10 protein-coding genes and 1 pseudogene are annotated in these 12,996 nt (G+C 71.3%); 6 read left to right on the top strand and 5 right to left on the bottom strand.

Going from position 1 to position 12,996, the window contains the following annotated elements:
- Nucleotides 1-61: 61 nt before the first annotated feature.
- Nucleotides 62-1,774, top strand: coding sequence for a bis-aminopropyl spermidine synthase family protein (locus tag FRANEAN1_RS12165; RefSeq protein WP_347177100.1), 1,713 nt, complete (start codon nucleotides 62-64; stop codon nucleotides 1,772-1,774).
- A gap of 188 nt (nucleotides 1,775-1,962) precedes the next feature.
- On the opposite strand, the gene FRANEAN1_RS12160 is transcribed toward FRANEAN1_RS12165, so the two are convergent.
- Nucleotides 1,963-3,210 (bottom strand): MFS transporter, encoded by a 1,248-nt coding sequence (locus FRANEAN1_RS12160; RefSeq protein ID WP_020460072.1) that lies wholly within the window; start codon nucleotides 3,208-3,210, stop codon nucleotides 1,963-1,965.
- A 123-nt stretch (nucleotides 3,211-3,333) separates the two neighbouring features.
- On the opposite strand from FRANEAN1_RS12160, the gene FRANEAN1_RS12155 reads away from it, so the two are divergent.
- Nucleotides 3,334-4,269, top strand: a complete 936-nt coding sequence (locus tag FRANEAN1_RS12155; protein WP_020460071.1) for a LysR family transcriptional regulator — start codon at nucleotides 3,334-3,336, stop codon at nucleotides 4,267-4,269.
- A 1-nt stretch (nucleotide 4,270) separates the two neighbouring features.
- Here the strand turns inward: FRANEAN1_RS12155 and FRANEAN1_RS40865 are convergent, their stop codons facing one another.
- Nucleotides 4,271-4,474, bottom strand: a complete 204-nt coding sequence (locus FRANEAN1_RS40865) for a hypothetical protein (protein WP_157472576.1) — start codon at nucleotides 4,472-4,474, stop codon at nucleotides 4,271-4,273.
- Nucleotides 4,475-4,634: 160 nt separating this feature from the next.
- On the opposite strand from FRANEAN1_RS40865, the gene FRANEAN1_RS12150 reads away from it, so the two are divergent.
- On the top strand, nucleotides 4,635-4,937 hold the full coding sequence (locus FRANEAN1_RS12150) for a hypothetical protein (protein WP_020460069.1): 303 nt from the start codon (nucleotides 4,635-4,637) through the stop codon (nucleotides 4,935-4,937).
- Nucleotides 4,938-5,006: 69 nt separating this feature from the next.
- On the opposite strand, the gene FRANEAN1_RS12145 is transcribed toward FRANEAN1_RS12150, so the two are convergent.
- A complete protein-coding gene (locus FRANEAN1_RS12145; RefSeq protein WP_020460068.1) occupies nucleotides 5,007-5,876 on the bottom strand; it encodes an LLM class F420-dependent oxidoreductase in 870 nt (289 codons plus the stop codon).
- Between the two features lie 139 nt (nucleotides 5,877-6,015).
- On the opposite strand from FRANEAN1_RS12145, the gene FRANEAN1_RS12140 reads away from it, so the two are divergent.
- The 3 genes and pseudogenes from FRANEAN1_RS12140 to FRANEAN1_RS38520 form a co-directional block, all read left to right on the top strand.
- Nucleotides 6,016-6,648, top strand: a complete 633-nt coding sequence (locus tag FRANEAN1_RS12140; protein WP_020460067.1) for a copper resistance CopC family protein — start codon at nucleotides 6,016-6,018, stop codon at nucleotides 6,646-6,648.
- A 5-nt stretch (nucleotides 6,649-6,653) separates the two neighbouring features.
- Nucleotides 6,654-8,813: a cytochrome c oxidase assembly protein gene (locus tag FRANEAN1_RS12135; protein ID WP_020460066.1), complete on the top strand. Its 2,160-nt coding sequence runs from the start codon at nucleotides 6,654-6,656 to the stop codon at nucleotides 8,811-8,813.
- Between the two features lie 119 nt (nucleotides 8,814-8,932).
- A pseudogene (locus FRANEAN1_RS38520) lies at nucleotides 8,933-9,223 on the top strand (helix-turn-helix transcriptional regulator); the annotation flags it as partial.
- Nucleotides 9,224-9,283: 60 nt separating this feature from the next.
- Here the strand turns inward: FRANEAN1_RS38520 and FRANEAN1_RS12130 are convergent.
- On the bottom strand, nucleotides 9,284-11,857 hold the full coding sequence (locus tag FRANEAN1_RS12130) for an HAD-IC family P-type ATPase (protein WP_020460065.1): 2,574 nt from the start codon (nucleotides 11,855-11,857) through the stop codon (nucleotides 9,284-9,286).
- A gap of 112 nt (nucleotides 11,858-11,969) precedes the next feature.
- A complete protein-coding gene (locus FRANEAN1_RS12125) occupies nucleotides 11,970-12,989 on the bottom strand; it encodes an undecaprenyl-diphosphate phosphatase (protein WP_020460064.1) in 1,020 nt (339 codons plus the stop codon).
- Nucleotides 12,990-12,996: the final 7 nt, after the last annotated feature.

Genomic DNA, 12,996 nt, shown 5'->3' with positions numbered 1-12,996 from the left:
CAACTCCCCCGATGATATGAATGTCAACATGACCGGCGAAAAATCCTCGACGGACGAGTCCTTGGCCGATAAGGCCCCGATGGACAACGCCGCCGCCTATGTCGCCGGCTACGGTGTGCGATCCCGCCCACTGCGCGAAATTCTCTCGCTGTTGACCGGCGGCAGCCAGCCGATCGACGTTCTGATAACGCGGACCGCGACACCGCGGCGGGCGGTCGAGGAGCTTCTGCGTAGCCTTGGCCCGGATCTCACCGAAAACAAGCACGGTTACCGCCTACGGGCGGAAGTCATCGCCGAATATCGCGCCCGATTCGCCCTGGACGGCCTGGAGCCGGCCGGCGCCGCGGGCGATGACCGCGACGGCGACGGGCTCGGCGCCCTTGCCCTGCTGATCAAGAACGCCCCCGCACCCCGCCGGGACCTCGACCATGTGGCCGCGACAGCGGGAACGCTCGCCCGCCGCGCGACCTGGCTCGACACCACCTACGACCTGGCCGGCCGGCGGGTGCTGTTCGTCGGCGACCACGACCTGACCTCGGTGGCGCTGGCCCGGCGGCAGCCCGGCGCCGAGATCACCGTGGTCGACCTGGATGAGCGGACCCTCGCCTACATCGACGCCACGGCACGCTCCGAGGGACTGTCGATCCGCACGCTGTTCGGCGACCTGCGATTCACCCTGCCGCCCGCCGCGCGGGAGTGGGCGGATCTCGTCCTCACCGATCCGCCGTACACCCCCGAAGGGGTCGGTCTTTTCCTCGGGAGAGCGCTCGCCGGCCTGGGTGACCGGAAAAACGGAGTCGTCGTCGTCGCCTACGGCCACAGCCGGCTCCATCCGATGCTGGGTTTTCAGGTACAGCAGTCCATGCAGCAGTTCGGTGTCGTCTTCGAAGCCATACTGCCGGCATTCAACCGTTATGACGGCGCGCAGGCCGTGGGAAGTGCCAGCGATCTGTACGTGTGCGCGCCGACCAGCCGCACGTGGAAAGTCCTCGAGCGGGCGGTGGAGAGCTTCGGAACGCGCATCTACACCCACGGGACGCAGTCCGTGGAGAGCACCGCGGCGGTCGAGCTCGGGCCGGCCGCGACGGTGATCGGCGACGCCACCGCCGCCGGATCGCCGGGCGCCCGCCGCCTCGGCCTGCGCTCGCTGTTCACCGGCTCGGACTACCTTCGCGACCTCGGCGACAACGCGGACGTCGCCGTGGACCTCACCGCCGACCCCGGTCCGCTGCTGCTGCGAGCCCTGCTCGCCGTGACCGCCCGGAAGGTCCGGTTCGTCGTGCCGGTCGACCATCCCGACGTGTCGACCCCCGGCGCCCGGGCGGCTCTCGCGAGCCTGGTCGCCCCGAAGTACCGCCTGACGTTCCCCCCACCGGCCTCAGCGGGACGTCCCCGAGGCGAGGCCGGGCACGAGGGCGGCGGATACGGGGTCGTCCACGCGGACCTGGTCGACGCGGAGGCGGACACCGGCGGCGAGGCGGACGTCGACGTGGGCGCCGGCGGTCCGACCCGGCCGCCCGCCCCGGACGTAACCGCGCGTTGGCTGCTCGAGCGGGCCCACGGCCGGATCGGGAACGTGCTGCGCGAGGGCGTCATCCGTGCGGCCGCCCGGGACGGCCGGGCGATCTCCAAGAACGACGCCCGCGCGCTCGTCCGAGCTCAGGTGGGCACAGCCGACCTCGACACGCTGGACCTGACGGCGATCGAGACCCCCCGCGCACGCCTGGAGCGGGTGCTCCAGGCCGTCCGCGCGCCGGGGCCGGCTCGATCTTGAGCTCTCAGGATCCCAGCCGTAAGCAGGATTGATCAGGCTGGACGCGAAGTTCTCCACGGGCCGCCCGTCGACGCTCAACATGTCTGGTCATGACCCGGCGATGACGGTGCGTTGTCGTTCGCGGTCGGGCTCACCGCTCGGATGGACGAAGCGGCGTCCTTCAGGAGCGAACCGGGCGTTGCGACGGTTCATGCGGAACGGACGTCTTCAGCCGGCGCGCCAACCGCGAGATCGGGCATGTGCATTCGTTGGGGAAGGAAGAGGGGGGTGGCGAGCAGGAGGACGCCGGAGATGGTGATGGCGGTGAGTGGGCTGGTGAGTGTCGCGAGGACGCCCCAGATCACCATGAGGGTCGCCTGGACGAGTTTGCTGCTGATGCTCCATGCGCTGAGGACTTGTGCGACGTGGTCGGCGGGAGTGCGCTGCAGGCGTTCTGTCGCGTTGATGGGGTTGAAGACGCCCATGCAGGTGATCAGCAGGGCCTCGACGACGATTACCGTGAGGAGTCCGGGAATGCCGGGACGGGTCAGGGCGAGTCCGAGCGGGAAGATCGAGCGCAGCCAGCCGGAGACGATCATGACGCGGTGCCGACCGTAGCGGGTGACGAGGCGCGCGGAGAGGCGGGCGCCGGCGAAGCCGCCGAGTGCCGGGATGCCGAAGGCGAGACCGTACTGCCAGGCGGGGAAGTGGTACTCGCCCAGCAGAAGGACGGCCAGGAGCGGGCTGGTGGCCATGATCAGACCGCTGACTGTCACGGAGTTGAGGAACAGACGTCGTAGAGCGCGGTCGTGGAGGATGAATCGCCAGCCGCTCAGAAGGTCAGTGGCACGCATCTTGGTGGCCGCGTCGCGGGGCGCTGCGATGTCGCCGCCACGGATGCGGAGGACCCCGAGCGCGGAGAGCAGGTAGCTGAAGGCGTCGGCGGCGACGGTGACGACCGGGCCGAGCAGCCCGATGAGTGCTCCACCGAGAGGCGGGCCAGCCGCGGTCGCCACCCAGCTCGTGCCCTCGAATCTCCCGTTCGCGACGAGCAGATGGTCCGAGTGGACGAGGTGCTTCAGGTACGCACCGGATGCGGCGGTGAAGGCGATGCTCGCCGTTCCGGAGATGACCGAGACGGCCAGCAGCTGGCCGTAGGACAGCAGGCCGAGGAGGTACGCGATCGGAACGCTCGCCATGGCGAGGAACCGAATCAGGTCCGTCGCGATCATCACGGGGCGCTTGGTCCGGTGCTCGATCCACGGCCCGAGCGGGACCGCGACGATCGCGGCGACAGCGAGGCCGGCTGCTCCCAGGAACGAGACGGCGAATGCCGACGAGTGCAGCACCCGGACCGCGATGAGCGGGAACGCCCCGAAAGCGATCCACGTGCCGTATGTACTGACGGCGTAGGCCGACCACAGCCACCCGAAGCCGGGCCCCGATCTCACACGCACATGGCTCCTCGCGACAACCGACGGTTTGGATGCCCGAAGCACATCAGTCATGCTGGAGCGCGATCAAACAACCGATTCCTCGGCGAGCCACAACCACCAGTTGTGCGCACCTAAGATGAACCAGTGGACACCGAGGCATTGCGATCGTTCGTCCGGGCGGCCGAGCTCGGACAGTTGCAACATGCGGCCGACGAGCTGGGCGTGACGCAGCAGGCGGTTTCCAAGCGGATCGCCGCCCTGGAGCGCGGGCTGGAAGTCCGGCTGTTCACCCGTACCGCCCGAGGGGTTGAGCTGACGCTCGACGGCCAGGCGTTTCTCCCGCACGCGCGGAGCATCGTCATGGGTGTCGATCGCGCCATCACCGCGGTCAGGCCGGGCTCCCGGGCCCTTAGGATCGACGTTCTCGGCCTGCGAAGCGCGCAGGCCGTTGTTCTGCACGACTATTGGCGGTCGCATCCCGAAACCAACCTCGACGTGGTGACCCTCAGGGTCAACGACCCACGCGTGGCGGTCACCGCCGTCGAGGCAGGCGATATCGACGCCTCGTTCCGTACCGTCACTGACCCGGCCACGCTGCCACGCGACGTGCAGATGATCCATGCGTTCGACTCCCCGCTGGAACTTCTCGTCGGCCCGAGACATCCGCTCGCCGCCGCGCGAAGACTGACGCCACCGCAGCTGCGCCAGCATCGGATATGGGTGCCGGGTATCACGCCCCGAAGCGAATGGGCGGAGTTCTACGACCAGCTCGCCACCGACTTCGACCTACGCATCGACGCGGCAGGCCCGCACTTCGGCGATGAGGTACTTTTGGACACCCTCGCGGAATCCGCAGACGTGGCCACCCTCATCGGGGCACGCGACCGGTACATCTGGCCGACGAACCACGACCTACGCCGCATCCCCATCGTGAATCCGACGCTCGCATACCCACTCTCGCTCATCCTCCCCAGAACGAATCCACACCCAGGACTCCGCGCGATCATCACCCACCTCGGAACCCTGCCAAGGCTCCCTGAGACGGTCTGGCTCCCGTCCTGGGCAACGACGCCACGGTGAGTCAGCTTCTGACCTCGGCGCCAAGCGCGGCGGCTATCTTGGCCCCGAGGTGTCCCAGGCCGCCCAGGCCGCCCAGACCGGCCACGGCGACCCGGCTGCCCGGCTCGATCCCGGCCGCGCGACTGCGGCGCGCGCGCCGTGGCGCCATGATCCAGCGCCCCGGCACCCAGCCGTCCAAGCTGGTGCCGGTAGCACGCGCCGTCAAATTGCGTCGTCGTCAGCTGGTCCGCGAGACGGCTGCTCCCATCGCGTCGACCGGGAGCGTCACGACGAAGCCAACATGGCCTCGATCGACCGCTGACCTGCCGTGCGAGAAGTAAGGAGAGCGCGACGCCGGCACCCTCGCCGCGTTCAAGGTGGTGACGATGGAGGGAGCAACCGATGCCGAGTTCTTCGCGATGCTCGCGTTCCTGCAGCCCGACGAATCCCTCACGCTGGGCACGGACCGCTCGCGAGTCGAGGCCTGCTTCCGGGGGCGGGTACCACGCACGTACATCCGCCATTCCTGGGACCGGATGATTCCGGTCGAGCTGCAGGACCGCATGATCGCCGAGGCCGACCGGCTCACCCCTGACAACCCGTTCGACGTCCACACGATCGACGCTCCGCACTCATCCAACGAACAGCAGTTCGCGCAGGTCGTAGGCATTCTCGACCGCCTCGCCTAGCGGAGTACGCCCGGACGACGCGACATCGGCTCCTCTCGTGGGGCGTGCCCGGCAGCCTTGCCGCGCTCGTCACGACAGGTTGAGCGCGTCCGCGACCGTGGCGAGATAGTCGACGTGACCGTCGGCGGAGTCCAGGCCGCGTCCCATCGTGGCCACGGAGACGTGGGTTCCGCCGGCTTCGCGCCAGGCGTCGATCTCCGCCGTGAGGTCGCCTACTCCGCCCCGAGGAAGAACCACGTAATCGGCGCCGAACTCCTCGACCGACCGGCCGAGGCCGTGCAACTTCTCGCGTAGCCGCTTCCAGGCGGCCAGGGCGTGATCGACGCCGAAGCCGCCGAAGAAGACGAAACCGTCCGCGAGCCGGGCCGCCCGGTCGAACGCGGCCTCGCCGGACCCGCCGAGCCAGATCGGGACGGGCCGGGACGGCTTCGGCACGAGTGCGGCCCGGTCGACCCGGTCGAAGCGGCCGGAGAAGTCGACGACGGGTTCGGTGAACAACCGGCGAAGCAGCGTGATCTGTTCTTCCTGCCGAGCACCGCGGGTGCGGAAGTCCTGGCCGAGGGCCTCGTACTCGACGGAGTTCCAGCCGACCCCCACACCGAGGCGCAGCCGGCCGCCGGACAGGAGATCGACATCGGCGGCCTGTCGGGCCACGAGTGCGGTCTGGCGCTGCGGGAGAATCAGGACCCCGGTCGCGAAACCGATACGTTCGGTGATACCGGCCAGATAAGCGAACATCACGAACGGGTCGTGGAACGGGTCATGCTCGGTGTAGGGGCCTGAAAGCGCGGGCGTCCTGTCGGCATGTACGGCGCCGAGCACGTGGTCGTAGGCGAGGAGGTGGTTAAAGCCCAGCTCCTCGACCGCGGTCCCGATCCGCCGGACAGCGTTCGGATCTCCTCGAAGCTCGATCTGCGGGTAGACGACACCGATCTGCATGGACGTCATTGTGCTCTGCCGATCTTGAGGATGTTGATCTCCTCCCCTCTGACACGCCGGTCGGGGCGGCTCGGGCCACTCAGGCTGGACCACACCGCAGCCAATCCTTCTACCAGCAGTAGAACGTAGACTAAAGCCGGTGCAACGAAGATCGCTCGCCGCGACGTCGACCGCCGCACTCACGACCCTGACGGCAGTCGCCATACTGATGCTGGCCGTCATTCTCGTCACGCCCCGTCCCGCGTGGGCGCACTCGGCGCTACGCAGCGCCGACCCGGCCGACGGGTCGACCCTGAACGCGCCACCCACCCGGATCTCGCTGGTGTTCAGCGAGGCCGTCTGGGCGGACTACGCGACGGTCACGGTCACCCGCGCCGGAGGCGGCCAGATTCCAGCCGATCCGCCGCAGGTCACCGACACCACCCTCTCGGTCGCGGTGCGGGACGTCACAGCGGGCGACTATCACGTTGCCTGGCGCGTGGTCTCCGCCGACGGGCATCCGATCAGCGGCGAGCTCTCCTTCGCGGTGGCCGCTCCCCCCGCCGCTGTGGCCACGACGGCCACGCCCGAACCGGCAGCACCGCCAGGCGGCACCACGGCCCCGGCCACAGCGACGACCGCCGCGCCGCGGCCCACGGACCCCGCGCCGACGCCGCCGGCCACCTCGGAACCCGCTGACGGCGGCGGCAACGGCTGGATCATCGGAGTGATCATCGCCGGGCTGGCCGTGCTCGGCGGTGCGGTACTGCTGATCCGACGGAACCGGGAGTAGGAACCATGGCCGTTCCCGTTGTCGCGCTCGCCGCGCTGCTGGCGCTGGTGGCACTCCTGGCCGTCGTCGCCACCGGCCCCGCGGGGGTGGCCCTTCCGGGGCTGCCCGACGCCGGTTCGCTCACCCACTGGGGGCTGCCGGTCGCCCGGATGGTCAGCGAGGTGGCCGCTGTCGGGACGGTCGGCTGGCTGCTCGCCGCCGCCGTGCTCATCCCGGCCCAGCAGGGCCGGCTCGGCGCGGCGGCACGCCGCCACGGGCGGGCCGCCGCCGCCTCGGCGGCGGTGTGGGCGGTCGCGGCGCTCGCCGAGCTGGTGTTCACCGCGTCCGACATCACCGCCCGCCCCCCCGGCGACGTCCTGGACCCGGCGGCGCTGCGCTCCTTCGTCTCCGCCGCCCCACAGGGCCGGGCGCTGCTCATCGTGGCCGTCGCGGCGCTGGTCGTCGCCCTGGTGAGCGCGACACTGATGTCGACCGTGGCCGCCGGATGGCTGCTCGCGCTCGCCTGCGCGGCGCTGCTCCCGCCGGTGGTCACCGGGCACGCGGCCGGGTCGTCCCAGCACGCGCTCGCCGTCATCGCGCTCGGCCTGCACATCACGGCGGCCGTGGTCTGGATGGGCGGCCTGCTGGCCCTGCTGACCATGCGGGCCCTGCCGGACACCACCTTCTTCGCCGCGTTGCGCCGCTACTCGCGGCTGGCGGCCTGGGCCGCGGGGGCCACCGCGGTCGGAGGCGTGGCCAGCGCCGCCGTCCGGCTCGGCGGGTTCGGCCCGCTGTTCGACGACCGGTACGGCCTGCTGGTGCTCGGCAAGGCCGCCGGCCTCCTCACCGCCGTCACACTCGGCGGCCTCGTGCGCCGCCGGGTGATCACCGCTGCCGCGGCCGGCGACCGCGCCGACGCGAGCGCCGTCCGAGCGGACTCCGAGCCCGCGGACACCGTCGACGCGGCCACGGCAGGCGCAGGCACGGCGAATGCGGCCGCCGGCGGCGTACCCACCCGCCTGAGCGCGTTCCGGCGGCTCGCCGCGGTCGAGATCTGCGTCCTCGCGGCGACGTTCGGACTGGCAGCGGGCCTGGCGCAGACGGCGCCGCCGGTCAACGACTCGGCACTGCCGACCGACCCGACCGAGGGCCTGCTCGGCTACCCGATGCCACCGCCGATCACACCTGGACGGCTCCTCACCTCCTGGCATCCCGACTGGGTGTTCCTCGGCCTGGTCGCCCTCGCCGCCGGCCTGTACCTGACCGGGGTAATCCGGCTCGCGCGCCGCGGCGACAGCTGGCCGATCGGCCGCACGATCGGGTTCCTGACCGGACTCGCGCTGGTCGCTGTCGTGACGTCCGGCGGCCTCGGCACCTACGGGCCGGTGCTGCTCAGCGTGCACATGACCCAGCACATGATCCTCACGATGCTGGCGCCGATCCCGCTGGTGCTCGGCGCACCGATCACCCTCGCGCTGCGCGCGCTGCGGCCGGCGTCCGCGCCGTACCGCGCCGGGCCGCGCGAGTGGCTGCTCGCCGGGCTGCACTCCTGGCCCGCGCGGGTGGTGACCCATCCGCTGTTCGTCACCGCGAACTTCGCCGGCAGCCTGTACGTGCTGTACCTGAGCGACCTGCTCGGCTACCTGATGAACAGCCACCTCGGCCACCTGGCGATGAACGCCCACTTCCTGATGACGGGCTTCTACTTCTTCGAGGTCCTCATCGGCATCGACCCGCTGCCGAAGCGGCCACCGCACCCCGGGCGGGTGCTGATGCTGATGGCGGTGGTCCCGTTCCACGCCTTCCTCGGGCTCACGATCATGAGCACGTCCACGGTGCTGGGCAGCAGCTGGTACGAGCAGCTCGTCCGCCCCTGGGGGGTCAGCCCGCTGCACGATCAGGGCACAGCCGGGGGCATCACCTGGTCGTTCGGGGAGGTCCCGACCCTGGTGGTGCTGCTCGTCCTCGCCGTGCAGTGGGCCCGCACCGACGAGCGCCGCGCCCGCACCCGCGAGCGCCGCGTCGACGCCGCCGGGGTGGACGAACAGCTCGACGCCTACAACGCCTACCTCGCCCGCCTCAACGGCGGACGGCCCGCGCCGGCGAAACAGGCCGCACCGACCGTCCCGCCGGTACCGGCCCAGCGCGGCGACACCGGCTCCCCCACCACCGGACCGGGCTCCTGACCGTTCCAGCTCTCGGTAAAGCCGGGCAGTGGAACTCCTGGTACGCCGAAGCGATCCCGCTGGCCGAGCAGCGCTACAAGACCTACCTGGTGGAACGCGGTCAGGAAGAGCGATCGGCGATGAGTGGTTACACACGGTGGGCCGACATCCGTGCCGAGCAGGTTGCCAGGGCGGGCGGAGAGGAGGCGGTCGCAGCCGGCAGACAGGAGCTCCTGGCGGTCGCGGTCGGGCACCGGCTTGCCGAGGTGCGTCGGGTGCGGGGTCTGACCCAGCAGCAGGTGGCGGAACGCATGGGAGTGACCAAGGGCCGGATCTCGCAGATCGAGCAGGGCTCTGTCTCCGGTCAGGACATCGTCGCCAGATATGCCGCTGCTCTCGGGGGCCGGCTGCACCAGGCGATCTACTTCGACCTCGAGACCGGTGACGGCGCCGCCGCTGAGCCCTCCGCTCGCCGCGGATTGACCAGGTCGTCAGGAACGGGCCGGTGTCGGGCGGCTCCGGGTCGCTTCGGCGTCGAGGTGGCGGCGGGTGAACACCCAACTGATCTCCAGCGTGATGCCGCCGGCCAGGGCGACGGCCGCACCCGTCCACGGGCCGGTGGTGCCGACCAGCGACAGTTGGAAGAACTCCTGCCCGTACGGGACGGCCAGGACGACCGCGAACGCGAGCGCCATCGTCGCGACGAGCAGGATCCGCCACCAGGTGTAGGGCCGGGCGACGATCGCCAGCGCCCACAGGGCGACGAGGAACAGGGTGAGCGTCGCCATCGACGTCTCGGCGTCGAGGTCGCCGTTGTAGATGGAGCGGGCCAGGAAGTAGGAGGCCAGGGTCGCGGCGGCGGCGAGCGCCCCGGCGGGCAGCGCGAAGCGCAGGACCCGGCCGACGAAGTCCGGGCGGGCCCGTTCGCCGTTCGGGGCCAGGGCCAGGAAGAAGGCGGGGATCCCGATCGTGAGCGATCCGATCAGGGTCAGGTGGCGGGGCAGGAACGGGTAGGGCACCTGGGTGATCACCACGACGATGGCGAGCAGCACCGAGTAGACCGTCTTGGTCAGGAACAGGTTCGCGACCCGCTCGATGTTGCCGATCACCCGCCGCCCCTCACCGACGACCGAGGGCAGGGTGGCGAAGCTGTTGTTCAGCAGGACGATCTGGGCGACCGCACGGGTGGCCTGGCTCCCGGAGCCCATCGAGACGCCGATGTCGGCGTCCTTGAGGGCGAGCACGTCGTTGACGCCGTCGCCGGTCATCGCGACGGCGTGCCCACGGGACTGCAGGGCGGCGACCATCTCCCGCTTCTGCTGCGGGCTGACCCGACCGAAGACCGAGTGCGTCTCCAGGACGTCCGCGAGGGCCTCGGGGTCGGTGGGGAGCGTGCGGGCGTCCACCGGGTTCTCGGCTCCGGGCAGGCCGAGGGTGTGGGCGACGGCACCGACGGACAGGGCGTTGTCCCCCGAGATGACCTTGGCGGCGACGCCCTGCTCGGCGAAGTAGCGCAGCGTGTCCGAGGCGTCGGCCCGCAGGCGCTGCGCGATGACGACCAGGGCGACCGGGGTGGTCAGTCCAGGGACCTCGGCGGGGTCGGCCACGGCCTCGGCGAGGGTCGCGCCGTAGGTGGCGAGCAGCAGGACGCGCAGGCCCTGCTCGCCGAACCGGTCGGCCTCGGTGAGCGCCGGATGGCTCTCCGGGAGGAGCACGTCCGGTGCACCGAGCAGCCAGGTGGCCGCCGGGCCGGTCGGGTCGGCTGGGTCGGTGATCTCGGCGCCGCTCCACTTGCGCGCCGAGGAGAACGGCATGTCGGCCTGGATGGTCCAGCCGGCGGGCGCCGGCCAGGCGTCGATGATCGCCTGCATGCTGGGGTTGGGACGTCTGTCCGCGGCGCCGAGGGTGCCGAGCACCGCTTCGGCGGTCGCCTTGCTCCCGTTGGTCTCCTCGCCTCCGCCGGTCTCGGTGTCGTCGTCGAGCATGCGCAGCTCGACGACGTCCATCGCGGCTTCGGTAAGGGTGCCGGTCTTGTCCAGGCAGACGACGTCGACCCGGGCCAGCCCCTCGATCGCCGGCAGTTCCTGGACGAGGCACTGGCGGCGGCCGAGCCGGACCACGCCGACCGCGAACGCCACCGAGGTGAGCAGGACCAGGCCCTCGGGCACCATCGGGACGAGGCCGGCGACCATCCGGCGGATGCCCTCCGCCAGGTCGTCGTCGTTCACCAGGATCTGGCTGATGATCAGTGCCACCCCGGTCGGGATGATCATCCAGGTGACGACCCGCAGGATGGTGTTGATGCCGTTGCGGAGCTGGGAGTGGACCAGGGTGAAGCGGCTCGCCTCCTCGGCGAGCTGGGCGGCGTAGGCGGCGCGGCCGACGCGGGTCGCGCGAAACGCGCCGGACCCGGCGACGACGAAGCTCCCCGACATGACCGTGTCGCCGGGACGTTTGTGCACCGGGTCGGCCTCGCCGGTGAGCAGCGACTCGTCGACCTCGAGGTTCTCCGCCTCGAAGACGAGCCCGTCCACGGCGATCTTGTCGCCCGAGCCGAGCTCGACGACGTCGTCGAGAACGATCTCGGACGCCGCGAGCTCGGCGGCGACGCCGTCGCGCCGGACGACCGGGCGGGCCTCGCCGACGACGGCGAGCCGGTCGAGGGTCCGCTTGGCGCGGATCTCCTGGATGACGCCGATCAGGGTGTTGGCGATGATCACGCCGCCGAACAGGGCGTCCTGGACGGGGCCGACGATCACGATGAGGACGAAGAGCACGCCGATGATCGCGTTGATCCGGGTGAGGACGTTCGCCCGGACGATCTCGCCGACCGACCGGCTGGAACGGACCGGGATGTCGTTCACCCGGCCGTCGGCGACCCGCTCCGCGACCTCGGCGGCGCTCAGGCCCCGCGCGTCAGTGCCAAGGTCGGCGCCGGTGTCGGTACCGACACCGGGATCCGTGGCGGCGCCGGGATCCGTGGCGAGGTCGGTCGCCGTGCGCGGCTCGTCCCGGGGGTCGTCCTGTTCGGTGGACGCGGACGTCGTGGCCGCTGGCCGGTCCATCGTCACTCACTTTCGGTCGGTCCTCGGATCCCGGGTGTCCCTGGGCGTGTGTCCCCCGAGCGCCAACGGTATTGGACACCCCGCCGCCGACAGTTCGGGCCTCCCTGGCCGCTCAGTCCGGCGTCGCCGGGATCCTGCCGCCGAGCACGAGCGCGAGCAGCAGCAGCCCGAGGCCGATCCGGTACACGACGAACGGCGCGAAACCGTGCGCCGAGACGTACCGGAGGAACCAGGCGATCGCCGCGTACCCGACGACGAACGCCACGACGCTCGCGCCGACCAGCGGGCCCCAGGCCGGCTCGGCCGCCCGCTCGCCGGCCGCGCCCGTCGCGGGCGTCGCGGCCGTCGCGCCGTGCGGCCGGACCTCGCGGTAGAGGCGGTGGAGCCCGAAGGTTCCCGACACCAGGACGGCGGGAACAGCCAGCAGGAACGAGTAGCGCGCGGCCGCCTCCCGGGAGTAGCGCAGCAGGAGACCACCGCCGATGGTCGCCCCCGAGCGGGACACCCCCGGCACCAGCGCGGCGGCCTGCGCGAGCCCGATCAGGAGCCCGTCGCGCACGGACAGCTCCGTCAGCGGCCGGCCGCCGCGCGGCGCACCGCCGATGGTCATGGCACCGCCGCGCGCCGCGCGCCGGGCCGTCAGGCTGTCGGCGGCGCCGAGCAGCGCGCCGACGCCGGCCAGGGCGCCCGCGGTCAGCCGCAGATCACGGAACCGGCCTTTGATGACGTCCTCGAAGAGGTACCCGACGGCTCCGATCGGCACGGTACCGAAAATGATCAGCCAGGCGAGCCGGGCGTCCGCGGCCAGCGCCGGATCCGGCGCTGGATTCGAGTACGACCCCGACCCCGGCCTCATCTCCGGCCCCGGTCGCGCGCCGAGCGCCGTGAGCTGCCCCGGGACCGGGCCGGCAAGCGACCGCAGCCAGGCGCGGCCGAGGCGGGCGATGTCGGCGCGAAGGTAGACCATCACGGCGGCGGCCGTGCCGAGCTGGGTGACGGCGGTGAACGCGGCGCCGGGGTCGTCCCAGCCGGCCAGCGCGGCCACGACCCGCAGATGCGCGCTCGAGGAGACCGGCAGGAACTCGGTGAGCCCCTGGACCACACCGAGGACCGCGCCTTCCGCCCAGTTCAACGCAGGA

This window comes from Parafrankia sp. EAN1pec (assembly GCF_000018005.1).
Lineage (GTDB): Bacteria > Actinomycetota > Actinomycetes > Frankiales > Frankiaceae > Parafrankia > Parafrankia soli.
Note: the sequence above shows the minus strand (reverse complement) of the source record. Positions and strands in the feature narration are given on the sequence as shown.

What these genes read in the sequence shown, in the direction of transcription:
- FRANEAN1_RS12150 (WP_020460069.1), top strand. Translation starts at nt 4,635, where the DNA reads ATGGAGGGAGCAACCGATGCCGAGTTCTTCGCGATGCTCGCGTTCCTG.
- FRANEAN1_RS12145 (WP_020460068.1), bottom strand. Translation starts at nt 5,876, where the DNA reads ATGCAGATCGGTGTCGTCTACCCGCAGATCGAGCTTCGAGGAGATCCG.
- FRANEAN1_RS12135 (WP_020460066.1), top strand. Translation starts at nt 6,654, where the DNA reads ATGGCCGTTCCCGTTGTCGCGCTCGCCGCGCTGCTGGCGCTGGTGGCA.
- FRANEAN1_RS12130 (WP_020460065.1), bottom strand. Translation starts at nt 11,857, where the DNA reads ATGGACCGGCCAGCGGCCACGACGTCCGCGTCCACCGAACAGGACGAC.